Origin of the sequence: Neorhizobium huautlense, from assembly GCF_030811685.1 — a bacterium.
Classification (GTDB): domain Bacteria; phylum Pseudomonadota; class Alphaproteobacteria; order Rhizobiales; family Rhizobiaceae; genus Neorhizobium; species Neorhizobium huautlense_A.
In genome coordinates, this window is the sequence record NZ_JAUSRF010000009.1 from 51,596 (window position 1) to 75,179 (window position 23,584).

Annotated in this window: 31 protein-coding genes; 4 read left to right on the forward strand and 27 right to left on the reverse strand. The window is 62.6% G+C overall.

The window, feature by feature from the left end:
• Positions 1-167 precede the first annotated feature (167 nt).
• The 10 genes from J2T09_RS14505 to J2T09_RS14550 form a co-directional block, all read right to left on the reverse strand.
• Entirely contained in the window at positions 168-572 is a 405-nt protein-coding gene (locus J2T09_RS14505) for a hypothetical protein (protein WP_306835780.1), read from the reverse strand.
• 214 nt (positions 573-786) lie between these two features.
• The gene (locus tag J2T09_RS14510) at positions 787-2,184 is read right to left on the reverse strand and encodes a sensor histidine kinase (RefSeq protein WP_306835786.1); all 1,398 of its coding nucleotides are present in this window, start codon (positions 2,182-2,184) and stop codon (positions 787-789) included.
• Positions 2,174-2,845, reverse strand: a complete 672-nt coding sequence (locus tag J2T09_RS14515; protein ID WP_306835789.1) for a response regulator transcription factor — start codon at positions 2,843-2,845, stop codon at positions 2,174-2,176. Before J2T09_RS14515 ends, J2T09_RS14510 begins: the two co-directional genes overlap by 11 nt.
• Positions 2,846-2,907: 62 nt before the next feature.
• Entirely contained in the window at positions 2,908-3,105 is a 198-nt protein-coding gene (locus tag J2T09_RS14520) for a hypothetical protein (protein ID WP_306836204.1), read from the reverse strand.
• Between the two features lie 486 nt (positions 3,106-3,591).
• On the reverse strand, positions 3,592-3,801 hold the full coding sequence (locus tag J2T09_RS14525; RefSeq protein WP_306835791.1) for a hypothetical protein: 210 nt from the start codon (positions 3,799-3,801) through the stop codon (positions 3,592-3,594).
• A 15-nt stretch (positions 3,802-3,816) separates the two neighbouring features.
• Entirely contained in the window at positions 3,817-7,635 is a 3,819-nt protein-coding gene (locus J2T09_RS14530) for a baseplate multidomain protein megatron (RefSeq protein WP_306835793.1), read from the reverse strand.
• A 448-nt stretch (positions 7,636-8,083) separates the two neighbouring features.
• Positions 8,084-8,527, reverse strand: a complete 444-nt coding sequence (locus tag J2T09_RS14535) for an NlpC/P60 family protein (protein ID WP_306835795.1) — start codon at positions 8,525-8,527, stop codon at positions 8,084-8,086.
• A complete protein-coding gene (locus J2T09_RS14540) occupies positions 8,524-9,399 on the reverse strand; it encodes a DUF2163 domain-containing protein (RefSeq protein ID WP_306835797.1) in 876 nt (291 codons plus the stop codon). The genes J2T09_RS14535 and J2T09_RS14540 overlap by 4 nt, the downstream gene beginning before the upstream one ends.
• Complete coding sequence (locus tag J2T09_RS14545) at positions 9,396-10,025, reverse strand: DUF2460 domain-containing protein (RefSeq protein ID WP_306835799.1); 630 nt, start codon at positions 10,023-10,025, stop codon at positions 9,396-9,398. Before J2T09_RS14545 ends, J2T09_RS14540 begins: the two co-directional genes overlap by 4 nt.
• A gap of 29 nt (positions 10,026-10,054) precedes the next feature.
• Positions 10,055-10,591 carry a phage tail tape measure protein gene (locus J2T09_RS14550; protein ID WP_306835805.1) on the reverse strand — a complete coding sequence of 179 codons (537 nt, stop codon included), beginning with the start codon at positions 10,589-10,591 and terminating at the stop codon, positions 10,055-10,057.
• A gap of 73 nt (positions 10,592-10,664) precedes the next feature.
• Between J2T09_RS14550 and J2T09_RS14555 the strand changes: the two genes are divergently transcribed.
• Positions 10,665-10,982, forward strand: a complete 318-nt coding sequence (locus J2T09_RS14555; RefSeq protein WP_306835807.1) for a hypothetical protein — start codon at positions 10,665-10,667, stop codon at positions 10,980-10,982.
• Positions 10,983-10,991: 9 nt separating this feature from the next.
• On the opposite strand, the gene J2T09_RS14560 is transcribed toward J2T09_RS14555, so the two are convergent.
• Genes J2T09_RS14560 through J2T09_RS14570 form a run of 3 tightly spaced genes read right to left on the reverse strand, consistent with a single transcriptional unit; the run spans position 10,992 to position 11,988 of the window.
• The gene (locus J2T09_RS14560) at positions 10,992-11,201 is read right to left on the reverse strand and encodes a rcc01693 family protein (protein ID WP_306835809.1); all 210 of its coding nucleotides are present in this window, start codon (positions 11,199-11,201) and stop codon (positions 10,992-10,994) included.
• The gene (locus J2T09_RS14565) at positions 11,198-11,581 is read right to left on the reverse strand and encodes a gene transfer agent family protein (RefSeq protein WP_306835811.1); all 384 of its coding nucleotides are present in this window, start codon (positions 11,579-11,581) and stop codon (positions 11,198-11,200) included. Before J2T09_RS14565 ends, J2T09_RS14560 begins: the two co-directional genes overlap by 4 nt.
• Complete coding sequence (locus J2T09_RS14570) at positions 11,581-11,988, reverse strand: phage major tail protein, TP901-1 family (protein WP_306835813.1); 408 nt, start codon at positions 11,986-11,988, stop codon at positions 11,581-11,583. Before J2T09_RS14570 ends, J2T09_RS14565 begins: the two co-directional genes overlap by 1 nt.
• Before the next feature lie 416 nt (positions 11,989-12,404).
• On the opposite strand from J2T09_RS14570, the gene J2T09_RS14575 reads away from it, so the two are divergent.
• The gene (locus J2T09_RS14575) at positions 12,405-13,625 is read left to right on the forward strand and encodes an MFS transporter (RefSeq protein WP_306835815.1); all 1,221 of its coding nucleotides are present in this window, start codon (positions 12,405-12,407) and stop codon (positions 13,623-13,625) included.
• Here J2T09_RS14575 and J2T09_RS14580 read toward each other — a convergent pair.
• From J2T09_RS14580 to J2T09_RS14625, 10 genes are all read right to left on the reverse strand, one after another.
• Positions 13,606-13,995 (reverse strand): DUF3168 domain-containing protein, encoded by a 390-nt coding sequence (locus tag J2T09_RS14580; protein WP_373458465.1) that lies wholly within the window; start codon positions 13,993-13,995, stop codon positions 13,606-13,608. The genes J2T09_RS14575 and J2T09_RS14580 overlap by 20 nt on opposite strands.
• Positions 13,995-14,333, reverse strand: coding sequence for a phage head closure protein (locus J2T09_RS14585; RefSeq protein WP_306835819.1), 339 nt, complete (start codon positions 14,331-14,333; stop codon positions 13,995-13,997). The genes J2T09_RS14580 and J2T09_RS14585 overlap by 1 nt, the downstream gene beginning before the upstream one ends.
• A gap of 4 nt (positions 14,334-14,337) precedes the next feature.
• Complete coding sequence (locus J2T09_RS14590) at positions 14,338-14,907, reverse strand: head-tail connector protein (RefSeq protein ID WP_306835821.1); 570 nt, start codon at positions 14,905-14,907, stop codon at positions 14,338-14,340.
• Between the two features lie 254 nt (positions 14,908-15,161).
• A complete protein-coding gene (locus tag J2T09_RS14595; RefSeq protein ID WP_306835823.1) occupies positions 15,162-16,412 on the reverse strand; it encodes a phage major capsid protein in 1,251 nt (416 codons plus the stop codon).
• Positions 16,413-16,416: 4 nt separating this feature from the next.
• Entirely contained in the window at positions 16,417-17,001 is a 585-nt protein-coding gene (locus tag J2T09_RS14600) for an HK97 family phage prohead protease (protein WP_306835825.1), read from the reverse strand.
• 46 nt (positions 17,002-17,047) lie between these two features.
• On the reverse strand, positions 17,048-17,389 hold the full coding sequence (locus J2T09_RS14605; protein WP_306835831.1) for a DUF6107 family protein: 342 nt from the start codon (positions 17,387-17,389) through the stop codon (positions 17,048-17,050).
• Between the two features lie 254 nt (positions 17,390-17,643).
• On the reverse strand, positions 17,644-17,940 hold the full coding sequence (locus J2T09_RS14610) for a type II toxin-antitoxin system RelE/ParE family toxin (protein WP_306835834.1): 297 nt from the start codon (positions 17,938-17,940) through the stop codon (positions 17,644-17,646).
• Positions 17,937-18,200 carry a CopG family ribbon-helix-helix protein gene (locus J2T09_RS14615; protein ID WP_306835836.1) on the reverse strand — a complete coding sequence of 88 codons (264 nt, stop codon included), beginning with the start codon at positions 18,198-18,200 and terminating at the stop codon, positions 17,937-17,939. The genes J2T09_RS14610 and J2T09_RS14615 overlap by 4 nt, the downstream gene beginning before the upstream one ends.
• 56 nt (positions 18,201-18,256) lie before the next feature.
• Positions 18,257-19,453: a phage portal protein gene (locus J2T09_RS14620; RefSeq protein WP_306835838.1), complete on the reverse strand. Its 1,197-nt coding sequence runs from the start codon at positions 19,451-19,453 to the stop codon at positions 18,257-18,259.
• 240 nt (positions 19,454-19,693) lie between these two features.
• On the reverse strand, positions 19,694-20,002 hold the full coding sequence (locus tag J2T09_RS14625; protein ID WP_306835839.1) for a Dabb family protein: 309 nt from the start codon (positions 20,000-20,002) through the stop codon (positions 19,694-19,696).
• Between the two features lie 179 nt (positions 20,003-20,181).
• Here J2T09_RS14625 and J2T09_RS14630 point away from each other — a divergent pair, with 179 nt between their 5' ends.
• Positions 20,182-20,595 carry a hypothetical protein gene (locus J2T09_RS14630; RefSeq protein WP_306835840.1) on the forward strand — a complete coding sequence of 138 codons (414 nt, stop codon included), beginning with the start codon at positions 20,182-20,184 and terminating at the stop codon, positions 20,593-20,595.
• A gap of 27 nt (positions 20,596-20,622) precedes the next feature.
• On the opposite strand, the gene J2T09_RS14635 is transcribed toward J2T09_RS14630, so the two are convergent.
• The 3 genes from J2T09_RS14635 to J2T09_RS14645 are packed head-to-tail and all read right to left on the reverse strand — an operon-like array spanning position 20,623 to position 21,906.
• A complete protein-coding gene (locus tag J2T09_RS14635; protein ID WP_306835841.1) occupies positions 20,623-20,985 on the reverse strand; it encodes an HVO_A0114 family putative DNA-binding protein in 363 nt (120 codons plus the stop codon).
• Positions 20,982-21,269: a toxin-antitoxin system TumE family protein gene (locus J2T09_RS14640; RefSeq protein ID WP_306835842.1), complete on the reverse strand. Its 288-nt coding sequence runs from the start codon at positions 21,267-21,269 to the stop codon at positions 20,982-20,984. Before J2T09_RS14640 ends, J2T09_RS14635 begins: the two co-directional genes overlap by 4 nt.
• Positions 21,270-21,300: 31 nt before the next feature.
• A complete protein-coding gene (locus J2T09_RS14645; protein WP_306835843.1) occupies positions 21,301-21,906 on the reverse strand; it encodes a hypothetical protein in 606 nt (201 codons plus the stop codon).
• 153 nt (positions 21,907-22,059) lie between these two features.
• Between J2T09_RS14645 and J2T09_RS14650 the strand changes: the two genes are divergently transcribed.
• Positions 22,060-22,191: a hypothetical protein gene (locus J2T09_RS14650; protein WP_306835844.1), complete on the forward strand. Its 132-nt coding sequence runs from the start codon at positions 22,060-22,062 to the stop codon at positions 22,189-22,191.
• Between the two features lie 67 nt (positions 22,192-22,258).
• On the opposite strand, the gene J2T09_RS14655 is transcribed toward J2T09_RS14650, so the two are convergent.
• A complete protein-coding gene (locus J2T09_RS14655; protein ID WP_306836206.1) occupies positions 22,259-23,506 on the reverse strand; it encodes a DNA-packaging protein in 1,248 nt (415 codons plus the stop codon).
• Between the last annotated feature and the right edge of the window lie 78 nt (positions 23,507-23,584).

Sequence of the window (23,584 nt, forward strand, 5' to 3'; positions counted from 1 at the left end):
CCCGGCTCCGCGCCTTTATAGAATGGTTCGAATATACCCGCCTTTGACCTGGGACAAATGAAATTGACAGCGGCCAATCGCGATTGCCGCCAAACGCGGGTTTTGCACGAGAATTTGAATGGATAGGAGCCGTCTTCGTCCCTTGCGAACAAAAGGACGTGGAAAAATCAGTTCAGCGGCGTCCACGTGCCGTCGGCGTTGCGGCAGGCGGTGCCGCGCGTTTTCACCTCGGCGCGGCCGTCCGGCGCGATCGTATGCATATACTGGCGGCAGTTCTGCGCACCGACCTGGAATGGCGCATTGGCAACGACCTGCCCCTTGATGCCGCTACCGGCCCAGACCACCGGCTGACCACCGGGAGAACCTTCCAGTGCACGGTATTCCGCTTCCAGTGCCCGCTGCTTGTCGCTGTTATCCACCTCGACGCCGCTGCGCGAAACAACGCCACCCTGCAAGGCTGCGATATAGGATGCCGAAGAAACACGTGCCCCGCTGCCTGTGGTCGAGCAGCCGGCCAGAAGACCAGCCGAAAAAAGCGATGAAACGGCAATTCGGGCGAAATGAAAGCGCATGCGTCTCCAACCGGTTAGGCAATCATCAAACGGTTTCCCGCAGATCAACCGGATTCCCCCGGATGTCAGAATGGGACACCTGTCACGTCGGTATCATTTAGCGCTTTATCCTCTGCGGTCGAGGTGGAAATTCAGAAGATTTACCCTTATCCGTCTCACTTTCGCGACAAGCGGGGGGATCAGGCAACACATGCTATGACAGCCTTCGTTATTGTCAGGCCGCATCCTTCACCACCGCCGGCAAAACCAGCCGCGCCCGCAGGCCACCGCGCGGAGCCCGCGACAGTTCGATCTGACCCTGATATTCCGAGGTGATTTCGCGCACGATCGAAAGTCCAAGCCCCGTGCCCGGCTTGCTTTCATCGAGACGACGGCCGCGCTTCATCGCTTCCTTGATCTCGTCGGGTTCAAGCCCCGGCCCATCGTCCTCGACAATGATCTCGATCCAGCTTTTCTTGGCCTGTTCCGTTCCCTCGGGCGCCTCTCCCGTGGTTGCCGTCAGCGTCACCGCCAGTTCCGAATGGCGCGCGGCGTTTTCCAGAAGATTGCCGATCGTTTCCTCGACATCCTGCTGCTCCATGGCAAGAGCCAGTCCTCCGGGCGCCACCGAAAGGGCGAAGGACTTTTCAGGGTTGAGACGACGCATCACCCGCACCAGACGCTCCAGCACCGGTTCCACCTCGGTGCGCGCCAGCAGGGTTTCCCGCTGCGCGGCAATGCGGGCGCGGTTGAGATAGGATTGCACCTGTCCCTGCATGGCTTCCGCCTGGCTGCGCACCAGATCGGAATGGCCCTTGTCCAGAAGACGCGATTCGTTCAGCAGCACGGCAATCGGCGTTTTCAGCGAATGCGCCAGATTGCCCACCTGCATGCGCGCCCGCTCGACGATACGGCGGTTGCTTTCGATCAGCGCATTGGTTTCGACGGCGAGCGGCCGGATTTCGCGCGGAAACTCGCCTTCCAGCCGTTCCGCCTGTCCGCGCCGCACCTTTTCCAGCGCGCGCCGCGCCTCATCGAGCGGCCTGAGGCCAAACAGGATGGCCACGCCATTGACGATCAGGCTGCAAACGCCAAAAATCACCAGCGCGATATAAAGACTGCGGTTGAAGGCTGCGGTATCGTCTTCCACCACATTCAGGTTGCCGGACACACGAAACCGCGCCGCACGCCCCTCGCCGTCAAGCACGACCTCGGTTTCCGCCACCAGAACATTGTTCCCATAAGCGTCGGTCGCCGGGTAAAACCGCTCATAACGGTTGTTGAACGGCACTTTCAAAATCGTCGGCACGGCAATGTTGGAGGCGCCGAGCGAGGAAGAGGACAATGGCTGCGAAGCAAATGTGCCGAGAGGCTCGATGATCCAGTACCAGCCGGTCTCCGGCTGCGAGAAGCGAAGGTCGCCGAGCTGCGGGCTGCCGGTAATGTTGTTGTCGTCGCCGATCGCCACCGAGTTGATGACGTTATAAAGCTGCGCGCGCAGAAGATCGGTAAAGGCCCGCTCGGAAGACTGCCGGTAAAGCGCGGTAATAACGATCGAGATCACCACAAGCGCTACCGCAGACCACGCAGTGGCCAGCAGTAGGACGCGCGCGGTGACGGATTTAATGATCATCGGTCGGCGCTTGCATGCGGTAGCCGAGGCCACGCACGGTTTCGATCAGTTCGACGCCGATCTTCTTGCGAAGACGACCGACAAACACCTCGATCGTGTTTGAATCGCGGTCGAAATCCTGATCGTACATGTGCTCGATCAGCTCGGTGCGCGAAACGACTTCGCCCATATGGTGCATCAGATAGGAAAGAAGACGGAATTCGTGCGAGGTCAGCTTCAGGGCGATACCGTTGACCGTCGCCTTCGATGCCTTGGTATCCAGCCGAACAGGCCCGCAGGCGATTTCCGAGGACGCATGTCCGGCAGCACGGCGAATAAGCGCACGCACACGCGCCAGCACTTCCTCGACATGGAAGGGCTTTGCCACATAATCGTCGGCGCCGGCATCTATTCCCGCCACCTTGTCGCTCCAGCGATCACGCGCCGTCAGCATCAGAACCGGCATGACCTTGCCATTGCCGCGCCATTTTTCAACGACGCTGATACCGTCGAGCTCCGGCAGGCCGATATCGAGGATCACGGCGTCATAAGGTTCCGTGTCGCCGAGAAAGTGCCCCTCCTCGCCGTCAAAGGCCTGATCGACCACATAACCGACTTCCTTCAGCGCATCAGCGAGCTGCCGGTTGAGATTGACGTCGTCCTCGACCACGAGAATGCGCATGTCGGTCCTTCAAAAGCATTTCAACGAAATATCCCGGTGCCGAGCGACACCGGATGGGGAAGTTACATCGGTACCCTTACGGTAACCTTGCGCGGACGCTCACCGCTGCCTTGCACCAGCACGGTGATGATGCAGGTACGGCCATCATTGGAAGGCGACGCCGACAAAAGCTGTCCACCGGTATCGCGCACGACCTTCGACGCGGCATCGCCGCAATCGCTTGCCACCAGCCGCAAATAATCGCGCGCGGTCGCCTGCATCGGCACGGAAAGGCCGAACAGAAAGCAGGTCACAACAGCACCGATCATCGATTTTTTCATAGCCACCATTTCCACCCGCAAGAGGGACAGAGTGAGTTCCAATCGTTGAGGGACTATGTATCGAAAGGCGGCTGAATGGCAAATGAATGGGGCCTGCAGCTTATCTGCAGTCCCGGTTTTGCACGCTTTTGGTGCGCGTGGACGGGGTCGTATATGCCCAGTTCACCAACGGGGACGGAAGCTACCGCATATGAAATTGGGGCCTCGCCGCTTGCTCCCAATATCTCCCCCCTTGAGGGGGAGATGTCACCGAAAGGTGACAGAGGGGGGTGAGTAACGGTGCGGCCGATGGCTCAAAAGCGGCCTTGGCGCCAGGATTACCCCCTCTGTCCTACCGGACATCTCCCCCTCAAGGGGGGGGGAGATCGGCTGGGGGGGCACCCACGCAATCCATGTTCAACTCGAACTGGCTCAAGTCCGCCTGCCTCACCCGCCGATCTCGCTCCTCGCCGAAATCCGCCCATAGATGGCGATCAACCCGCCAACCGCCCCGACGGTCGTCACGGCGAGGTCCGCAAGCTCGGCTTGCGTGCCCACATCCACCTCGGCCCCCATGATCTGCAACAGCGACGCAGCGACCGCGATCAGCGCGCCCCACACGGTTTTCGACTGATACCATGCCTTCATGCCATCCATGACTTTTCTCCTTCGTCACGCTTCGAAATTCAGTTCCACCACCGTCGGCACGCCCAGCGGCACCGCCCGCCCAAGCTGCCGCAAACGCAATGCGATCCGTGTCGGCAAGGTGCCGAAATCCGCGATCTGTTCGGCCGCACCATAAAGCCAGGCGGGTGCCGTCACCTCGCTACGGCGCAGCACGGCTTCGCCATGCAGAACCTCCAGCAGATACCCTTCATCCGGCTCATCCAGCGGAATTTCGGCGGCCTCCCAGCTATCGGCATCCACGCGCCCGCGACGTACCCATGAAACGGCAACCGCGCCATCTCCCCGCCGCTCGCCGCGCAGATGCACCGGTGAAAGCGGCATTTCCGCACGCAAACCGCCGGCAAACACGAACGGCCCCGCCCGTCCGCCCGCCGAACCTGCCGCCTCCACCAGCCAGTTCATCTCCACGCCACGCTCCTCCGATGACAGGCCGAGCGGCATCACCGCCGCATCCAGCACCACGACATCAGCACCCACATGTGCGCCCGCCAGCATCGCATCCTCGCTGCCACCAAGCCCGCGCAACAACTCGCTCAGCCGCCAGCGCCCCACGGCCACCTCCTGCGCCCCGGCAAAACCGATCACTTCCCAGCTGCCCAAAACACTTTTTACGGCAATGCGGTTATCGCCATTGAGCACCGCCAGCGCCTCCACTGAAGAAACGCCATCGAAAAACAGCTCGCATTCCAGCGCATTGGCACGGTCGAACCGGCCGCTCACACCGGCGCCAAGCGCCGCCGTCAACCTGCCCATGCGCGCCGGCCGCTCGATCAGGCTGCGGATGCGAAATCCCTCATGCGATGCGGATGACGATACGGCCATGCGTCGCCAGGGCCGGCAAAACGCCGCCACCCGCGCAAAACCCTGCGCCTCGCCCGGCTCGAAACGCGGCAGGTCGAGAAAATGCACCACAGGCGCAAAGGAGGCGGACGGTTGTCCGGCAACGGGGCGCCCGCCTCCCTCCGAAGGCGCAACAGTGGTCGCCACGGCCGGCATGAACCGCCGCGCCTCGATACGCCGCACCGCGCCGTCCTCGATCCGCTCGACCAGAAACACGCCATCCGGCCCACCGGCGAGACGAAACGCATCTCCGGTTTCAACGGCAAGCTCCGCCGGCGACAGGGCAAAGACCAGGCTCCGTCGCGCCAACCGGTTATCCCGCAACAGATCTTCGGCGGCACCCTGCGCCGTCTCCTCCGCCAGCACGGCCGGCAGGTCACAGCGTAATATCCGCTGGCTCTCCGCCTTCGCCCGCCTTGAGCGCGCGCTTGCCTGTTCGTAATCCAGCACCGGATTGAACGAGGTCAGGATCGCTTCGGCCGCAAAATCGCTGTCATGGCCGCGCGTTTCCGACCACAGCGGCTGGTCGTCGAGATCGGCCAGAACGGAAATCTCGGCAGGCTGGAGGCTCACCCGTCCCCTTGAACGGAATTTCAATCGCCCGACATCCTCGTGCACGTCCACACGAAACGCCAGCAACAGCGGTTCGATCAGGGCCCGCGCAGACGCCAGTTCCCCCTGCACATAACCGGTCAGGTCGCCGCTCACCTCCGACACATCGAAATCGTCAAACCCATGCTCGGTCAGAATGGCCGCGATCGTGTCGGCAAGCGTCGTTGCGCCCAGCCGCCCGTTCAGCCAATGGCCGCTGCGCCAGTTAGCCCCGTCACTCCATACCGACAACTCGTTTGGAAAGGCCGGAAACGGCCGCGCATCCCAACTCCAGACGAACACGTGGCCGGGATCGACCATGCCGGTTGCTACCTGTTCCGCCGCCTGCCACCAGCCATGATGCGCTTCGAGAAACCGCCGCTGCATGCTGTCGGAGCGCGCGCCGCTGGAATGATGTGGTGCCTTGCTCTCCGACGATTTCGGGTCGAGAAACAGGTTCGGCTCACCCGCCCCCTTGTCGATCGCGGCACAGCCAAGCTCAGTAAACCAGACCGGCTTCGACCCCGGCACCCAGGCCGTCGATTGCGCAGTCTCGCGCCCGCCAACCTGGTCGAAATGCGGGTTGCTCCACCAGCCTAAAATATCCTTGTAACGAAAGGTCCACGGCTTGCCCGCCAGACCATCGGTAATCGGCGACCTTTTTCGCGTCACCCGGTCGGCCTCACTGGCATAATACCAGTCGAACCCCTCGCCCGAAGTGATCGCCGCCCGCAAGGCCGTCACATCATCGGCCAGCCGCACACCATCCGGATTGTCCGCGCCAAGATTATCATCCCGCCAATCGGACAGCGGCATATAGTTGTCGATGCCAACAGCATCGATGGCGGGAGAAGCCCATAACGGATCGAGATGAAAGAACACATCACCCGTTCCATCCTGCGGATGGTAGCCAAAATATTCGCTCCAGTCGGCGCCATAGGTCAGCTTCGTTGCAGGCCCGACCACCGCCCGCACCTCACCCGCCAGCCGCACCAGTTCGCGCACGAAGGGAAAGCCGCCCGCCTCATCGCGCACCTGCGTCAACCCGCGCAGTTCGGACCCGATGATCAGCCCATCGACCCCACCCACAGCCGCACACAGATGTGCATAATGCAAAAGCATCCGCCGATATCCGTCGGCGCGCCCGGCAAAAGTCTCGATCTGCCCGCGCGCCACAGCACTTTTGTCGGGTGATCCCGCCTGCCCCGGCGCCGGATGACAAGTGATCCGCCCCCGCCAGGGGTAAGCCGCCTGCTCTCCGCCGCCATACGGATCGGGCAAGCCATTGCCGTGCGGCACATCCATCATCACGAACGGATAAAGATAGACCTTCAGCCCCCGCGCCTTCAGGTCGGATATCGCTTGGCGCACATCCGCATCTCCCGGCGTGCCGCCATAAGCCGGCCCAAGACCGCCATCCCTGGCATTCCTGCTGATCAGATAGGCCTCGCCACGACCGATCCCGGCCACCGTCCAGGGCAGGCTCTCGGCCTTTCGCGCCCGCACCTCCACACCCGGCAAAACCCGGCATTCCCCCGCCCGCAGATCCGTCCCGAACCACGAAACGACCAGCGCCACCCGCTCCAGGTTCGGACACACCGAAACGAGTTCGTCGATCGAAGCCTGCCAGTCCGTCACCGCCGTCAGCGTGTTTCGGTTGAGAATGCGCGCACTGCCGTCGCCGGTCCTTTCCTTCACCTGCACGGTCGCATAACCATGCTCGGTCGCGCCGGGAATGATCGTCACCGCCCGGATCTGGTTTTCCAGCACCCCCACCGGCCTGACGACCTCGAACTGCAGCAGCGGCAGACGGTTTCCGAACGTGTCGAGCGGCAGATGTTCGAACACCGCATAGGCCAGCCCGCGATAGCTTGGCGCCTTGCCCTCGCCCTGCTTGGCCTCGATCAACGGATCCGGCAGCTGATCTTCGGAGCCGACATGCACGCGCATCTCGATGCCGGTCAGGTCCAGTTCCTTGCCATCCGCCCAGACCCGCCGCACACCGGCAATCGGCCCCTCGCAGATCCCGACAGCGAGATTGCCGAAGTAGGAAAACGTCTCCACCGTCGGCCCGCGCACGGCCTTTCCGCCGGTGCGCTCCCGCGTCACCTCCTCCTCGAACCGCGTCGCCCAGATCAGGGTGCCGCCCACCCGCGCCGAGCCATAAACCCTATTGACCGCCGTCCCCTCATCGGCGCCTGGAATGCGTGCCGTCGCCAGCCGCGCGCCCGAGATCGTCCGGCTGCCATTGATCAGCGCCCGGTCGACCACGCTGCCGGCAAGCGCCCCCGCCGCCCGACCGATGATCGCCCCGATCGGTCCGAACACACCACCAAGCGCGGCCCCCGCCGCCTGAAACAGGATCGTGGCCAAAGGAAAACCTCAAGGATTTTAGGAAGAGCAAAAAAGGCGAGCCGGAAGCGCCAAGCTGGCGGCCTCTGGTCAAACCGCGTGCGCTATCGCGCCAAGCAAAATGGTCGGCTTGCCACGGCACAGCACCATTGCCGAAGCCAAAACGTCCTCAATTTACACGCGCAAAAGTTGTGATAACGTGCCGATGTTCAAGAGCATAAGCAGCACGCGCCGCGCCAGCCGGCGCGCCGGTGAGGACAGGCCACACCGGCCTCGGCAAAGGCCTTGCTCTCGAACATGGAGGTAGTGCTATGAAGCTTTGGCCGATTAGCGTTACGCTTACCCTGCGGATTACCCGGACGAGCTGGCAAGCATCCGTCCGGGTCATTATCCGAAGATAAGTAAGTGGCGGGCGGTTGTCGCACACCGCCCGCCACTCCATTTCCTATACATGAAATGCGCGCAAAACTCAACCATTCCGCTCATCACGAAACCGGTGCACCGCCGCAATCCGCCGTCGCCAGGAAGGCACCAGAACCGAGCGTGTCACCGCCGCCTGCTCATAGGCATGGATGAAGTGATCCGGCCTGCAGAAAATGCCCGCATGTTTGGCCGCACAATCCGGCCGCCAACGAAACAGCAGCACATCGCCCGGCGCCATCTCGGCCAAGGGCACGGGCTGCCCGAACAATCTCAGCCCCGCAGCCAGCAGCCGATCGTCGCCGCTGCGCTCGGCCCAGTCGGCCGCATAGGGCGGCACCACTTCCGGCTCCGTGCCATAAAGCGCCCGCCACACGCCGCGGATCAGCCCGATGCAATCGCAGCCGATACCCAGCGTCGCGCCCTGATGCCGATACGGCGTGCCGATCCATTGTTCCGCCAGCCGCACCACCTTTTCATCCGTGACACTCATGGAAAGATCGGACTGCCGTCATGCAGCCGCTCCCCGTCCGCGAAGGAATAGGCAAAATCCGATCCCGGCACATGCGGAAAACCGCGAAAATTCAGCTGGTTGCCGAACTTTTGGCGGCAGGTGGCAAACGCCTTGTCGCACCCCGCCACCACCGAAAACGCCTCGCCGACGACAATCTCCCGCTCGCTCGGCAACCACAAGGAAAGTTCCGCCGTGCCATCCGCATTTTTCACATGCGCATCGATCTCCAGCTCACCACCCGCTTCCAGCCGCAAAACACCTTGCCCGAAAAAGCCGCTCGCAAAAGCCTGAAGCCCCTCCACAACCAGCCGCGACCGGTCACGCACCAGAACCACCGTACCCTCACCCCGATACGCGCCCAGATTGACCCGGCAACGCCCATCCCCCAGGCTGGCATCGCAACGCCGCCCGTAAACCCGCCCCTGCGGCTGGTCGAGACGGTGCGCCAGGCTACGCAACTCGGCGACAAACTCTCCACTCGCCCGGCTGACCTCGCCGATCTCGCGCACATTCAGCCGCATGAACTGGTCCGGCGCCCGCCAGTTCACCACCAGCAATTCCACCCGCGCGCCATCATAAAGACCCGCAGCCAGATCGACCTCCGCGATCACGTCGTTCGAAAACCCGCCCGCCACCGTGCCGGCACTAGCGGAAAGGCCGCTCTCGGTCTCCGCCTCGCTCGCCGAAAACCCGCTGGAGGCCAGAAATCTTGTTCCGTCCAGCACCAGATCGCCGTCATGATCGGTAAAACCCAGCACCACGCCATCACGGCGCAAAACCCGCCAGCAATGGCAAATGGTGGTCACGTCGCCCCGCAAATGCGCGGCCAGCCCCGCCGGCAAAACCTTCATGGCAAAATCTCCGTCAAGGGAATGGTCGGAATGCGACCGGCATCGAAACCGGAGAGATTGACGTCGATCCGGTCGATATCGAAACGCACCGGCACATCGAATTCATAGCCCGCCGTCACGACGGCGCCCGCCGCAGGTGCCGCGGCAAAGGTCAAAACACCGGTTGCCGCATCGACGCTCCAGCCCACGCCCAAAACCACGCCATCGACGGCAACGGTCACCGTTCCCGCCGCCGGCTTGGCAATCACCCGCTCGAACCCGCCGCCTGCATCCGCATAGGTTTTCACCAACTGAAACGTTTTTCGCACTCCATCACCCACCCCGATCGCCTGATCGGTTGGCGATACGGCGACCAACGGCCCGCAGGATTTCCAGTCCACCGGATCACGAAACCGAAATCCGTAAAGCTGGCCTCCGCGCGCCTCGAAAAATGCCAGGACCTCATAAAGATCGGCCACGGATTTTATGCCCGACCCGGCATCGTAACTGCGTCGCGAGTTGCGCCAGCGGCCATTGCGGCTCTCGCGTCCGTTGGAAAGGTTGGTGATTTCGGTTCGGCGCACCGGCCCGCCGCTCACCCCAAGCGCCACCCGCAACGGAAACCGCACCTCATGAAACCCGCTCATCACGTACCCCTCCCTGTCCGTCAGCCCGCTCAAACCCCACGCTGCCCACGCACGACACTGCGCGCCAGCATGGCCGAAATCTGCCCCTCGCTCTTGCGAAAGCTCGCCGCATCGGTCGCGGTCACGTTGAAGACGATCTGCGCCGCCTGCCCGCCCCCACCTGCCGCCACGCCCAGTGATCCATCCGGCCCGCGCCTCAGCGGCAGGATCGCCTCCGCCCCCGCCTCACCCATCAGGCCGAGATCACCGCCGCCCATCGGAAAAAAGCTTGGCGCCCGCACCACGCCACCATCGGCAAACGGCGTCACCGAACCGATCAGATTGCCGATCGCACCGGTGAGCAACCCTTCCAGCGGCTTCAGACCGGCGGAAAGTGCGATATCGGTCAGCCGGTTTCCCAAACCCTTCAACACATCGTCGAGCCCACGCCCGCCCACCGTCGCGGATCGCAGCGCCGAGGTCAGCGCCGCGCCAAACCGCTGCGAGCGCCCCTCCAGATCCGCCATCACGTCGGCGAGCGCCTCGGCGCCACTCAGCGTTTCGGATAGGCTTTCATCGTTTTCCATGGAAAATTCTCCGGACTATCCGTGGGTACAAAAATCTGGCACGCATCAGCTGACAGAAGCGCAAAAGGACGTCATGCTGATACTGACCGGCGAAAGCGGAGAGCGGTTCACGGCCGAACTCGAAAACCCGACAAGCGGCGCAACCACGCTCACCTTCAAGACGGACTGGTGCTCCGGCACGGCCAGAGTTTTTCTGAATGATGGCGAATATGCCCGGCTGGCCGATATGTTTTCCTCCGGCAAAAACGCGCATTTCCTCAACGAGCTCGGCAGTCTGGAAGTCACCATGTCCGCGACCGGACCGGGCAGAATGCGCGCCGAAATCTCCATCATCCCCGATATGGCCGAAGACGGCAGCGTCAAATTCGCCTTCATCGCACTTCATCCGTAACAGGCTCTTTCACCCATCCGGAAACGCCGCCATCAATCCCTCCAGCCGGCTCCTTGAAAACCCGGCACCACGCCCAACAAAACCACCGGCCACGCAGAAAAACTCTCTCGGCGTCAGCGCCCAGAACACGCTTGGCGCAAGCCGCAGCCGGCAGAGCCCGGCATGCATCACCATTTCCCAGGGAAACGGCTGCACGCGCTCGCCCGCTGCGGCGTTCAAGGGTTTGCCGCCACCGCCTTCTCGTCAGCAACTACCATTTCCGCGACACCGGCCCCTCCAAACGTCGCCTCCAACAGATCGCCAACGATGCGCGCATAACCGGCCACACCACCGTCGATGCTCAATCCCGCCACATCCTCGTCGGAGAGAAGATTGCCCCCACCCCGCAAGCCGGCGCCGATCACGCAGATCATGTCGCCCGCCTTCAATCGCCCGCTGGAAAACCGCTCCGCCAGTCCCGAAAGATCGCCAACGGAAAACGCCGTTTCCAGCTCGGCCAGCGCCCCCAGCGTCAGGCACAGAATGCGCCTTTCGCCATCCAGCACCGCCTCCACCTCGCCGCGTCGCCGATTGGCCCGCCCACACCCACGCGCCTCCATCACAATGCCCCGAAGACAAGGCTGCCGGCCGATTCCAGCGCCAGTTCGAACCTGATCTCACCGTCATGGTCACCGGCATATTCCAGCGCAGAAATCTGGAACGGCCCGCTGACCGTGCCGAAATCCGGGATCACCACCTGCCAGGCCAGAATGGCACCGGCAAAATAGGTCGAGCGCACCAGCGCATCGGAAACCTGATCCTTGAAAATCCCGGCACCCGTCAACGAGGCGCGCTGCACGCCTGCCCCGCCCAGAAGCTCCCGCCAGCGCCCGGCACTTTCCGCGTCGGTCACATCCACGGTCTGCGTATTGAAGGCCAGCCGTTTGCTCCGAAGTCCCGCCACCGTCTGAAACCCGTTGCCGCCATCCAGCTTCAACAGCAAGTCCTTGCCCTTTTGCGCCACCATGCCGCGCTCCCTTGAGATTGAGTTCGATTTTTCTGCAATTGCGGTGCTTCCGGCCGAAAGAGCGCCTGCCTCGGCGCGGGTCGCATATGGAATTGAGGTGGTGCGCCCAGCCGATCTCCCCCCTTGAGGGGGAGATGTCCGGCAGGACAGAGGGGGGTGGTTCTGGCGCAAATGCCGCCTCCGCCCCATCTGCCGCACAGCTGCTTACCCCCCTCTGTCGCCGTTCGGTGACATCTCTCCCTCAAGGGGGAGATCATGGGGAGCAAGCCGCCCCCCTCCCGGCTCCACGTCCTGCACAACAGGCCCCCGCCACCAGACCATCCGGCTCCCACCAGAACCAACACAACCGCTTCCATTTGCCAACTGACGGCTCTAGTGTCGCCATCCGTCCTTCACCAACCCCGACGCACCCCGCCATGCCCATCTCGCTCCGTTCGGCCCAGACCATCGGCGTCCTTGCCGTCACGCAGCTGATCGGCTGGGGCACGACCTTTGAATCCGTCGGCGTGCTCGGCCGCAGGCTGGCGCCCGATCTCGGTCTGCCGAACGAGATCGTTTATGCCGGCCTGTCGGTGATGATGATGGTGAGCGCGCTGACGAGCCCACTGGTCGGCCGCCTGCTCGATCGTCACGGCGCCGCCCGCGTCATGGCCGCAGGCTCGGTTTTCTTCGCCATCGGCCTCTGCCTGCTGGCCGTGTCCACCGGCATTCTCACCTATGCCGCCTCATGGATCATTCTCGGCCTCGGCGGCGCCTTTGTCCTGTCGGCGCCGGCCTTCACCGCCGTCGTCGAGCGCGAAGGTGCCGCCGGCAAACGCACCATCGCCATCCTCATGCTGTTCACCGGCCTGTCGGCCACCATTTTCTGGCCCCTGCTCAGCCTGATGTCGGATCTTGCCGGCTGGCGCAGCACGCTCCTGATGGCAGCGGCCCTGCACGCCTTCGTCTGCGTACCGCTTTATCTCTTTGGCCTGCCCAAACCGGTCGCATTCGAAAAATCCGGCGAAAGCGCCGATCTCGCCCCCGTTCCATTGACGGAAAACAACCGAAAACGCGCCTTCCTTCTGGTGGCGATCACCACGGCTATCGCCTCCTTCGTTACCTTCGGCCTGTCGCCGTCGCTGCTGGAAGTGCTGCACCGTTTTGGCGCCACGCCGGAATTCGCCCTGCAGCTTGCCGCCGCTCGTGGCGTGCTCGGCATTTCCGCACGCGGTGTCGATATGGCTCTCGGCAAACGCGGCAACCCGTTCCTCACCACGGTCACCGGCTGCGGCCTCATGGTTGCGGCCTTCGCCTGCCTCATCCTTCTGCCGCCATCATCGACAACACTCTGGCTGTTCATCGCGCTTTATGGTTTTGGCTCGGGCATACTCGTCGTCGCCCGCGCGCTTCTGCCGCTCGCCCTGTTTTCGCCCCGCGAATACGGCCGCCAGGCAACCCGCCTCGCCATGCCGCAAAACATCGCAAACGCGCTCGCCCCGGTGATCTTCACCGCCCTGATCGACCGCACCGGCATCACAACGGCCATCATCATCGCCATCGCGCTGGCCGGTATCGCTCTTGCCGCCATCATCATGCTGATCTCGCTGGTGCGGCGCGTGCAGGCTGAAGCCGTGCTTACTCCGTCACGGCCCTGAACCGCATTTCCGCCAGCTGAAATTTTGTCTTCGTCTCGCGCCGCGTGCGCGTGCCCCGATGTGTCAGGTTCACCAGATCAAAGCCTTCGAGAACCAGCGCCGCATCATGCAAAAGCGCCCGAACCCGTTCGGCAATCACCTGCGCCTCACGCCGCCCTTCCGCCAGCGACCACACTTCGAGCGTGACCAGATGCACCTGCAAGCTCTCGCCATCCTCGTCGCGGCTGTCGATCTCGCCAAACACGATGCACGGCATTTTTGCCCGCGCCAGCAAACGGTCGCGCACGCCATCCGTCCCCACCAGCGCCACCAGTTCGGCATCGCCGACCAGCCGCGCAAACATTGCCTTCACCAGCGCATTCGCTGCCATCACGCCGCCTCCTCCTCGCAATGGCAGACGAGGTAACGCCGCGTCTCGTCGGGATCACGCACCGCCCGGATCGCAAACAGCCGCTCACCCTTGCGGAAACGCTGTCCGCCCAAAATGCCGTCGCGAAACCGCACCCAGATCCGGTGCGTCACCACCGCAGTTTCCGCAGCCGCACCCTTTTCCGAAACCACAAACGACACCGGCTCGATCCGCGCCCACATGGACGACAGGACGGACCAGACCGGCACCGCGCCACCCTGCCCGTCCGGCTGCGGCTCGGATGTTTCGAGGTCCAGCCGCGCCGTCATCTGTCCGGGATCGAAAAACGTGACCGGCATATTTTCAAAGCCTCCGCAGCCGGTAGGAGCCGATCAGCCGCTCATACCCGTCGGGCACGCCGGCCGGCTGTTGCTCCAGCGACACGACACCGCGATAGGCAAACATAAACGCCACATGCAGCAGCATGGCCCGTTTCAACCCGTCCGGCACCTCGACACCGCTCTCACCGAACCCGGCGACGAACTCGATCTCGATGCCGTTGATCACCTGCCCCGGCACGGGCGGATCGCGCAGCCAAAGCCGCGCCGGGCGCCCCTCGCCATCGAGCAGATGATCTTCAAGTGACACTTCAACCGGCGCACCGGTTTGGTCATAAACCACCACGTTTTGAATGGCTTGCACCGGATATTTGACGATCTTCAATATGCCGTCGCGAGGCCAGGCATCGATGCACAGCCGCCAGGATTGAGACAGGAGACAAAGCCCGGTCTCGCGCTCCAGATGTTCGCGGGCAGTGTTGATGAGGGAGGCCAGAAGCGCGTCCTCATGGTCATCATCGAGCCGCAGATGCGCTTTCACCTCGACAAGCGTGATCGGCTCCGCTGTGGGCGGAGTGGTCAGGATATAGGTCATGGTTTGCTTTCGTCGGAAAAGCAAAAGCCCTGTCAGCACGGCAGAGCCATCGCGGATGAAAGGAAGATAGTGCGGCTTTCGCCCAACAACCTCCCCCCTTGAGGGGGAGATGTCACCGAAAGGTGACAGAGGGGGTAAGCAACCGTGCGGCAGGCAGATCGGAGATGGCATTGGTGCCAGCCCCCCTCTGTCCTGCCGGACATCTCCCCCTCAAGGGGGGAGATCCACTGAACGGCCCCCTCTCAGCCCCGACCTCAATTGGCCGAAAACTTCACCACCTTGATCGCCTCGAAATTCTGCACCCCGCCGCCAACACGCTTGGTGGTGTAGAACAGAACATAAGGCTTGGCCGAATAGGGATCGCGCAAAATCCGCACGCCCGCCCGGTCCACCACCAGATAGCCCGAGCGGAAATCCCCGAACGCGATCGCCGTCGCATTGGCGGCGATATCCGGCATTTCTTCGGCTTCCGCCACCGGATAGCCGATCAGCGACGCCGCCTGTCCGGCAGATGCCGGCGGGCGCCACAGGTAATTGCCATCCGCATCCTTGAATTTCCGCACCTCCGCCTGGGTGCGCCGGTTCATCATGAAGGTGGCGTTCTGCCGGTGTTTGGCCCTCAGCGCATAGATCACATCGACCAGCGTATCGGAGGGTGAAGCCGCCTTGAAACCACCGGCCACGCCGGTCGCCACATGGCCGAGACTGCCCCAGGCCCAATCCGCCTCTGCCACCGTCGGATAGGACAGAAACCCCTTTGGCTTGTTCACGCCATCGCCGCGCACAAAGGCGTCGCCCTCCTGCTCGGCAAACACCACATCCACCTCGCCGGCAATCCAGGCCTCGATATCCACCGCCGCATCATCCAGCAGCGACTGCGTTGCTGCCGGCATGGCGTAAAGTTCCATGGTCGGAAATGTCAGTTCGGAAAGCTGCGGCGTATCCGTCTGCGGCCGCGCCGCCGTTTCCGCCACCCAGCCGGTCGCAAGCCCCGCCGCCGCAAACGGCTTTTTCAGCACCGCGCCGGAAACGGTCCGCACCGTCGAAAGCGCACGCATCGGCGAAACGACGGAAACCCGCCTGCCAATCTCGTTATCGGTCTCCGGCGGCACCAGATAACCGCCATCCGCGCCGGCCGAACCCGAAAACGCCTTGGCCTCCAGTTCGCGCAGCCCCTGCTCGTCGCCCCGGCGGATATAGGCGTCGAAGGCCGCCTTGTGCTCCGCCGCTTCCGGCCCAACATCACGACCAGACCCCAAAGCCGGCCGCGCCTTCTTCAACAGCAACTGGTCGAGCGATTTCTTGTTGTCGTCGATGGCGCGGTTGATACGGTCCATCTTGTCCCGCGTCACCACATCGGCGGACAGCTTTTCCTCGATCTCGCCTAGCCTTTTGTCATTGACCTCCTTGAAGGCCTCGAACGCCTCCATGAAATCCTCGAAAGCCGCCGTCACCGTGTCCGGCACGGCCTTCACTTCAGGCGCCACACGCATCTGTTCCGTCATCTTTTCATCCCCTTAACTTTGGCTTGAAGGTTGAGGCAGACATCAGTTTTGCCGCCCGCCGCATCTGGCGGACGAGTTCGGTTTCGCGGTCACGAAAGAAGCGCGCGTGTTTCACATCGGAAACCCGCGCCGAAGGCAGCATCGGAAAGGTGACGACAGAGATTTCCCAAAGCTCGGCCTCGAGAATACGCCGCACCCCGGTCTTGGGCTCTGTGCGCGCCTTCACGCTGCGAAAGCCGATCGACAGCCCGTCCAGAGCACCGGTCTTCATCAACGAAAAAACCTCGCGCGCCCTCGCCACGCCGGGCGACAAAACACCCTCGACATAAAGCCCGCGCGCATCTTCGCGAATGGTCTTCCATGCGCCGATGGGTTCTGCCGGATCATGCTGGTAAAGCATGCGCACCTGCCCCGCCCCGCGCTCGCAAAGCGATTGCCGAAACGCCCCGCGTTCAATCGTGTCGCGACCCAGATCGACCTCGCCAAACACGCTGGCATAACCGGAAAACACCCCGTCGCCGCTCACCCCCGCCAGTTCCAGATTGGCAAATTTGCGCGCAGTGGGTCGCGGCCCGCGATAAGCGTGCATGAAAACTCTCCTCGATTTTCCGATTGTCATGCAGGCAGGGCCGTGCTCAGCCCGACCGCTTCCCATACCGCGCCGCCAGCCGCGCCAGCGCCCCCAGCACCCACCAGGCGCACAGGCTCGCCGCCGCCGATCCGGCCAGCATCAGGTCGGTGGCGGATACGGCATCGGAAATCCCCGCCCGTTCGGAAAGCCAGATGCCCGCCGGCCCGCCAAAAATCAGCCCGCAGCTGACGCCGGTCACAAACCGGCTCAGCGCCTCACGCCGGCTTTTGGGCAGAAGATAGATCAGCGAAACCGCAGCCCCCGCAATCGCGCCCACCGCTTTCGCGGCCCACACGCCGGCATCGTTGCCGATACCGGCTCCGAGATCGGTGCCGAGTTCAGTCATTGTTAACCATTCCCTGCGAGAGTGAGAACCTGTCACATGTCGGAACGTGTGACCAGACCGGCGCCGAACCGGCACCATGAGCGGCAGACCCCGCCCGTCCGAGGTTGCAGAAACCATCGTTCCGCGCCTCGAAACCACATTAACTTTCGGCGTTTTCGCGAGTCGAAAGAATCGCTTGGCGCGATGTTTTGAAAGATTGAGTCCGAGCGTTGACGGGTTGATCGAACAACTTCACAAGCCGGATGAAGGCGGGCCTAAATATCCCCGTCCTTCTCCAGTTCCGGCGCCATCTGGCGGCCATGGCGAATGTGCGAAACCGTTATGCCCTTTGGCCCGATCCGGTAATCGACGACATAATCGCCGGAAACAAACCTCCGTCGCCCCGGCAGAAGCGTGTATTCCTCACCCGCCATCGGATATTCCGCCAGAAGCCGGAAGGCGCGCTGCAATTGCTTGACCACAGCCTCGGCCGCGTGCGGATTAAAACGCTCCAGATAGGCGCGTTCCTGCCGGATAAAGCGGGTCGCATTCTTCGAGAGCGTAAGTTTCATTCGGCGGCGTCCTTACGCTCGTCGAGCAATTCGGCGAAGAACTCTTCGGCGTCCATGCATTCGCCATTGGCGATCTGCTCTTCGCCCTTGAGGATTTGCAGGACGTCATTGCCCTCCGCCATCAGATAATATTTCAACGCCCGCACGATCACCCAGCTGCGGCTGCGTTCGCTCGCTTCTGCGATCTTTTCGATATCTTCGAGAATATCGACCGGCACGCGCAGCGTGATCGGATCGGACAGAGCAGGTTTGTCGGTCATAAGAACCTCCATTTGTAATACGCCGTATTACAAACTACGCCTGTTGCCGACCGTCCTCAATAGCCCACCGCTTCCCGCTTCTCATCGTCGGACAAAAAGCTCGCCGCCCCCACCCGCGCCCAAAGCGCCTCACGCTCAGTGGCAAGGCCCGCAACACGATCAAGATCCGGCTCCAGCCGCAATTGTTCGCCAAACACCCCGCCCAGCCAGGCGGAAAAACTTCCCGCGATACGAAAGATCATCGGCAGCACGGTGTGGCGATAAAAAGCCCGGTGCGCTTCCTGATAATTGGCATAGGTATTGTCGCCGGGAATGCCCAGCAGCATTGGCGGCACACCGAGACCGAGCGCAATGTCACGCGCCGCGCCGTTTTTCGCCTCCATGAAATCCATGTCTTTTGGCGAAAGCGCCATCGCCTTCCAGTCCAGCCCGCCTTCCAGAATAAGCGGTCGCCCGGCATTCACCGCCCCGGCATAGCCCTCTTCCAGCTGTTCCTTCAGCCGGTCATATTGGTTTGGCGAAAGATTGCCACCGTCCTTGGGCTGATAGACCAGCGCGCCGGAAGGTCGTGCCGAATTGTCGAGAAGTGCCTTGTTCCAGCCGGAAGCCGCATTGGAAAGATCGAGCGCCGCACCGGCCGCGACAAGCGGCGAAAGACCGGAATGATCATCCAGCGGATGAAACAGTTTTAGATGCAAAACGGCCAGCCTGCCGTCTCCCTGGCCGCCACCCTCCACCTCCGCTGGCAAACGCCGCGTTACACCGCCAGCGCGATAATCATAGGCAATCGGCCAGCCATCCCGCCCCTCGACAACAGCCACCCGGTCGGGCCGTAAAAGATGCAGTTCGCGCACCCGCCCACCCACGATCAGCGGCTCCACATAGGCATTGCCGGATAAAAGCAGATGCCCATACAGCGCTTCGAGAAAATCCGCGCCGCCCTGCCGCCCGTTCGGCCGCAACAGCAGCGCAAGCGCCGCATGCCCCTCCACCTCGGCCTTGCCTTCATAAGCCAGCCAGGGCACTGCAGCCGCAGCCTCGGCGATCATCCGCACGGCCCGGTGCGCCACCGGGTTTTTCATGAACCCGGCGCGCGAAAGTGCTGCATAACCGCGCCCCGACCAATGCGCCGCCCCCTCGCCGGAAATGACCGCAAACCCGGCCCCGACGCCAGCAACGGCCTTTGCCTCGATTTTCGACACGGCTCTGCCTTCCCCCGCGAAAAACCGCGGCAGGCGAAAAGGAGATTTCATCTCGATTGGTCCTTGTGCTTGGTCGCGGCCTGAATGGCTGGATTACGAAGAGCGCGGCAATTTCCCATCATCTTCTCCCCTCGGGGAGAAGGTGGCCCGAAGGGTCGGATGAGGGGGAGCAGTGCCACACCGAAAGGTCGTGCCGTATGGCCCCCTCATCGCCTCGCTAACGCTCCGGCACTTCTCCCCGGTGGGGAGAAGATGCTTGCGGCGCCGAAGCCACCCTTCATAAGAACGTCCTCACCTGAGCGGCGCCCTCACCGCCCCGCCCACATCATAATCCGCCGCAATCCGCATTTCCCGGATCGGCTTCACCACATCGATCGACTGCTGGTAGATCGGATGCGCCTTGTAGGCCGCCAACGCCGCTTCATCCGCAAACTCGCCATAAACCACCAGATCGATCTCGGTGCCCCACTGGTCGGTCTTCACATTGGTGCCGATTTCCAGAAGCTGCGCATGTGGATTGGCGGTCAGAAGCGAAAGCCCCGCCCGCACGTCGTCGAGGTTTTCGGGTCTGGCCGTAAAAAACACGATATGGCGTATCATCGAAAACTCCGTGGGCATGTCGAACGCCGCCTCGCTATCACGCGAAACCGCCCTCTTCAACGAACCGGGCATTGCCGCACGCACCGTTGACCGCCACCACTGCCGGCCTATATCGAGCCGCACCCGCAGGATCGAAACAGCACGTGCAGACAACAGGCAAAAGATACCCGCTGATATTGATGGCGCTGGCAATCCTCACCGCCGCCATCGCCCCGGTCGCGGCAGGCATCCTGTGGTTTACCGTGATCGTCGGTGCCGACAGCACCAATCTTCTCGATCATCTCGTCACACAGACCGGCTTCGAGCGCGCGCAAAAGAGCGGCATCGAATTTATCAACCCGGATGGTCCCATGCCGGAAATGTCGCGCCGGTCGATCCTCATGGCCGCAGATGCCGCAGATCCCATCCCGGCACTCAAAAAAGCCTGCGCAGATATCGGCCTCGATCAGCCGCGCGCCGATCAACTTGCCGTCGAACCCGACACGATCTGCAGCGGCATGTGGAACGGAAGCCGCATGCAGGTCAACGCGGCCCTCCATTGCAAGCCAGGCCCATGCCTGCTCCATATCGAAACCAGCGCATTCGGCTTCTGAAGCACACGGGCGCGTTCAGCAGCCGCCTCACGCCGCTTCGTTAATCGCCATTTCCGCCGTGATGCGCGTCCAGGGCACCATGACCAGACCGCCATCCGTCTTTTCGATCAACCCCGTGTTCAGCATGGCCGTCACGTCGGCATGGACGCCGCGGTAATCGCGCTGCAGACCTTGCGCCAGTTGCCGGATCGATGTCGCCCCCGTTTTTTTCAGCGCCCGCAGAAGCCGCCAACGGTTCGGCGTCAGCACTTTCAACAGCAGATCCATGCTTTCGAAGGCAATCTCCGCCTCGGCTGAAACCGCGTCCCCCGCATCGATTGCGCCCGCAGCAGCCGCCGCAGCGTCAAAAAAACCATCCATATCGGATACATGAAGCCGGACTTCGCTCATCGGTTCATCTCCTGCCGAACATCTGCCTGAAAATCGCGGATCATCTGCTCAAGGCTCGTGAAAACATAAGCTTCTTCACGGTCCCGGTAATGCCGGTGATCGCCTTTTCCGGCCTCGTTGTCGTAACCGATCACCCTTTCGCCTGGCCGCCCGAAAAAAAGCGAATATTTCATGCCGTGCGGGCGCTCGCTGGTTATCATCGGCAGCCGCCAGACCCGCATCTGGATGATCCATCCGTCATCCAGCAACAGTTTCCGGTCAAGGATGAGGGATGCGTCCACCATATGTAAAAGATAACATATGCCCTCGAGAGGATCAACTCAAAGCCGCCGCAAACGCCCTGCCATACCCCGCCACCAGCTCCGCCCTGTCCGTGCCGTTGACGATCTTTCGCGCCCCCACCCAGTCCGTCTTGTCGCGACCAAAGAAAAACTCCAGCCGCCAGCCGGTAAAAATCCCCACCCGCATGCCCTCAATCAAAATTCGGGCCGCGATATCGATGCGCATCGCCAACGCCGGATCGGCCACCAGATCCTCGCCCGTCAGGTCGGACATCGCCTCATAATTGCGCTTGTGCGTCAGTTGCACGAAACCACGCCCCAGCCAGGTTTTGCCATCCGCATCCGGGCGCCAGTATGGCGTCTTCACCGAAGGCAGACGGCCGCTCGCATAGGCCCGCTCCAGTCGCGCCACCGCTTGCGCATCACTCTTCGCCAGCGTCTCGCGCACCGGCTGCATGGTTTTGGCCGTTTCATGAAAGGCCGTCGCCAGCACATAGGCCAGCGCCGGATCGGCCGCCTTCGAATGCAGGTCCCAGTGGTCGAGAATGGCTTCCATGCCCGTCACCTGGGCACCATAAAGCCTTCCGCCGCATGGATTTTTCCGCACCCGCTCGAAAAACCGCACTCTGTCCACAGCCATGCCAAAGCCTCGCCCGAATTAAATGACAGGTTTCAATCGGTTTAGAAAAACTAAATCGTTTTAACGACTTACGGCCCGATTTACTTTGCATTCACAATATGGAACCAACGCAGGTGTCGGGCGTTACCCGTCGGTTTTTGAACGAAGGAGATCATGATGATGCGCCAGCAATCTTCCGCCCTGCCCGTGAAGCAGCCGATCCCTCAGCATATTGCCGAACGCCTCGAGTCCGAGTGGCGTCAGGTCCGCGAAAGCGCGCCCGCTCCGGTCACCGCCAAGCGCTGACAAGCCTTCCGTCCCGCGCGCTCACCGCTGCGGGACGTTTTGTGCCGGCGGCAGTTTCGCCGCGGCCTTAAATTCCCCGCACCCGCGGTTCCCCCTGCCCCTCCAGAACCAGCGCCGTCAGCGCCCAGACTAAGGCATCCAGCCGGTCCGGCGAACGGCCTGACGACAGCCCGTCCGGCCCGAAGTCGGCCATCTGGTCCTCCAGCTCGGCAAACTTTCCGGCATGCAGCACGCGACCCTGTTCGTAGAGTGCCGCCACCGGCTCGGCACGCAAAAATTTGCCGCGCCGCGCCCGCACCATCGTCACCGGCAGTGCAATATCGACGCTTTTCAGCATCGCCATCACCATGTCGCCACCCTGGTTGACCTCGGCCACCACCCGGTCGGCGGCAAAGCGCGCATACGCTCTTGTCACGGCCTGCGCCCAGCCTGCGGGCGTCATTCCCTCCACCGAACAATCGGCCAGCACCACGGCCCGCCCATAACCGCCGGCCGGCCCATGGCCTGCAGCAATGCTGCTTTCCTCGATCCCGGCCACCACGATACCGCAGCAGGAGCTTTCACCGGAGCCGGAAGGCGGATCCACCGCCACCACGATGCGTTTCAGCGGCCCATAAGCCCGTGTCACGCAGGCCTCCAGATCGGCCCTCTTCCACAAAGCATCGGCGCGATCCTCGATCAGCTCGCCGGCAATCTCCTGCCGCCCCAGCCGCGTGCCGCCATACCGGCTTTCCAGCACCGCCATGAAACCCGGCGCCAGATTTTTCTCGTTCGCCGCCGTCGACATCTTGACCAGATGCGTCGTCGGATCGGCAATCAGCGCCTTCAGCACCGGCACCGGCCGTGGCGTCGTCGTCACCAGTTGTCGCGGATCACTGCCCAGCCGCAGACCGAACTGCAGCATGTCAAAGGTCTCCTGCGCATGTTTCCACTTGGCGAGCTCATCGCACCAGGCGAAATGAAATTGCGGCCCGCGCAGGCTCTCCGGATCTTCCGAGGAAAAGATCTGCGCCACCGCCCCGTTCGGCCACACCAGCCGTCGCCGCGACACTTCGAAATCCGGCACATTGCTGCGCGCAATCCGGCAGATGCCGGAAGCGCCGTCCACCATCACCTCGCGCGCATCCCCCAGCGTTTCCGCCACCAGCGCGATGCGCAGGTCGCAGCGTCGAGCGGCCGACGCCAGCGCATGCACCCATTCGGCGCCTGCCCGTGTCTTGCCGGAACCACGCCCGCCCATGATCAGCCATGTGCGCCAGTCGCCCGGGGGCGGTTTCTGGGCCTTACGGCCGGCAAAATCCCAATCCCGATCCATGCCGGGAATGTAGGCCGGAGCAGCATTCGAGCTTTTTCCTGCGTCATTCCTGTGCTCGTCACAGGAATCCAGCGGCGG

Excerpts from the sequence above, each read along its gene's own strand:
- J2T09_RS14580 (WP_373458465.1), bottom strand. The coding sequence starts at position 13,995 with ATGGCAGCGAATGCGCTGGTGAAGGCAATGTTTGCGCGGCTGGTCGGC.
- J2T09_RS14515 (WP_306835789.1), bottom strand. The coding sequence starts at position 2,845 with ATGCGCATTCTCGTGGTCGAGGACGACGTCAATCTCAACCGGCAGCTC.
- J2T09_RS14615 (WP_306835836.1), bottom strand. The coding sequence starts at position 18,200 with ATGACCGACAAACCTGCTCTGTCCGATCCGATCACGCTGCGCGTGCCG.
- J2T09_RS14555 (WP_306835807.1), top strand. The coding sequence starts at position 10,665 with ATGCTGATACTGACCGGCGAAAGCGGAGAGCGGTTCACGGCCGAACTC.
- J2T09_RS14640 (WP_306835842.1), bottom strand. The coding sequence starts at position 21,269 with ATGGTGGACGCATCCCTCATCCTTGACCGGAAACTGTTGCTGGATGAC.
- J2T09_RS14625 (WP_306835839.1), bottom strand. The coding sequence starts at position 20,002 with ATGATACGCCATATCGTGTTTTTTACGGCCAGACCCGAAAACCTCGAC.
- J2T09_RS14540 (WP_306835797.1), bottom strand. The coding sequence starts at position 9,399 with ATGAAGGTTTTGCCGGCGGGGCTGGCCGCGCATTTGCGGGGCGACGTG.
- J2T09_RS14600 (WP_306835825.1), bottom strand. The coding sequence starts at position 17,001 with ATGCACGCTTATCGCGGGCCGCGACCCACTGCGCGCAAATTTGCCAAT.
- J2T09_RS14585 (WP_306835819.1), bottom strand. The coding sequence starts at position 14,333 with ATGCCGGTCACGTTTTTCGATCCCGGACAGATGACGGCGCGGCTGGAC.
- J2T09_RS14645 (WP_306835843.1), bottom strand. The coding sequence starts at position 21,906 with ATGGCTGTGGACAGAGTGCGGTTTTTCGAGCGGGTGCGGAAAAATCCA.
- J2T09_RS14570 (WP_306835813.1), bottom strand. The coding sequence starts at position 11,988 with ATGGTGGCGCAAAAGGGCAAGGACTTGCTGTTGAAGCTGGATGGCGGC.
- J2T09_RS14505 (WP_306835780.1), bottom strand. The coding sequence starts at position 572 with ATGCGCTTTCATTTCGCCCGAATTGCCGTTTCATCGCTTTTTTCGGCT.
- J2T09_RS14535 (WP_306835795.1), bottom strand. The coding sequence starts at position 8,527 with ATGAGTGTCACGGATGAAAAGGTGGTGCGGCTGGCGGAACAATGGATC.
- J2T09_RS14630 (WP_306835840.1), top strand. The coding sequence starts at position 20,182 with ATGGCGCTGGCAATCCTCACCGCCGCCATCGCCCCGGTCGCGGCAGGC.
- J2T09_RS14525 (WP_306835791.1), bottom strand. The coding sequence starts at position 3,801 with ATGGATGGCATGAAGGCATGGTATCAGTCGAAAACCGTGTGGGGCGCG.
- J2T09_RS14510 (WP_306835786.1), bottom strand. The coding sequence starts at position 2,184 with ATGATCATTAAATCCGTCACCGCGCGCGTCCTACTGCTGGCCACTGCG.
- J2T09_RS14520 (WP_306836204.1), bottom strand. The coding sequence starts at position 3,105 with ATGCAGGCGACCGCGCGCGATTATTTGCGGCTGGTGGCAAGCGATTGC.
- J2T09_RS14635 (WP_306835841.1), bottom strand. The coding sequence starts at position 20,985 with ATGAGCGAAGTCCGGCTTCATGTATCCGATATGGATGGTTTTTTTGAC.
- J2T09_RS14550 (WP_306835805.1), bottom strand. The coding sequence starts at position 10,591 with ATGGAAAACGATGAAAGCCTATCCGAAACGCTGAGTGGCGCCGAGGCG.
- J2T09_RS14650 (WP_306835844.1), top strand. The coding sequence starts at position 22,060 with ATGATGATGCGCCAGCAATCTTCCGCCCTGCCCGTGAAGCAGCCGATC.
- J2T09_RS14610 (WP_306835834.1), bottom strand. The coding sequence starts at position 17,940 with ATGAAACTTACGCTCTCGAAGAATGCGACCCGCTTTATCCGGCAGGAA.
- J2T09_RS14620 (WP_306835838.1), bottom strand. The coding sequence starts at position 19,453 with ATGAAATCTCCTTTTCGCCTGCCGCGGTTTTTCGCGGGGGAAGGCAGA.
- J2T09_RS14575 (WP_306835815.1), top strand. The coding sequence starts at position 12,405 with ATGCCCATCTCGCTCCGTTCGGCCCAGACCATCGGCGTCCTTGCCGTC.
- J2T09_RS14545 (WP_306835799.1), bottom strand. The coding sequence starts at position 10,025 with ATGAGCGGGTTTCATGAGGTGCGGTTTCCGTTGCGGGTGGCGCTTGGG.
- J2T09_RS14590 (WP_306835821.1), bottom strand. The coding sequence starts at position 14,907 with ATGACCTATATCCTGACCACTCCGCCCACAGCGGAGCCGATCACGCTT.
- J2T09_RS14655 (WP_306836206.1), bottom strand. The coding sequence starts at position 23,506 with ATGGATCGGGATTGGGATTTTGCCGGCCGTAAGGCCCAGAAACCGCCC.
- J2T09_RS14595 (WP_306835823.1), bottom strand. The coding sequence starts at position 16,412 with ATGACGGAACAGATGCGTGTGGCGCCTGAAGTGAAGGCCGTGCCGGAC.
- J2T09_RS14565 (WP_306835811.1), bottom strand. The coding sequence starts at position 11,581 with ATGGAGGCGCGTGGGTGTGGGCGGGCCAATCGGCGACGCGGCGAGGTG.
- J2T09_RS14605 (WP_306835831.1), bottom strand. The coding sequence starts at position 17,389 with ATGACTGAACTCGGCACCGATCTCGGAGCCGGTATCGGCAACGATGCC.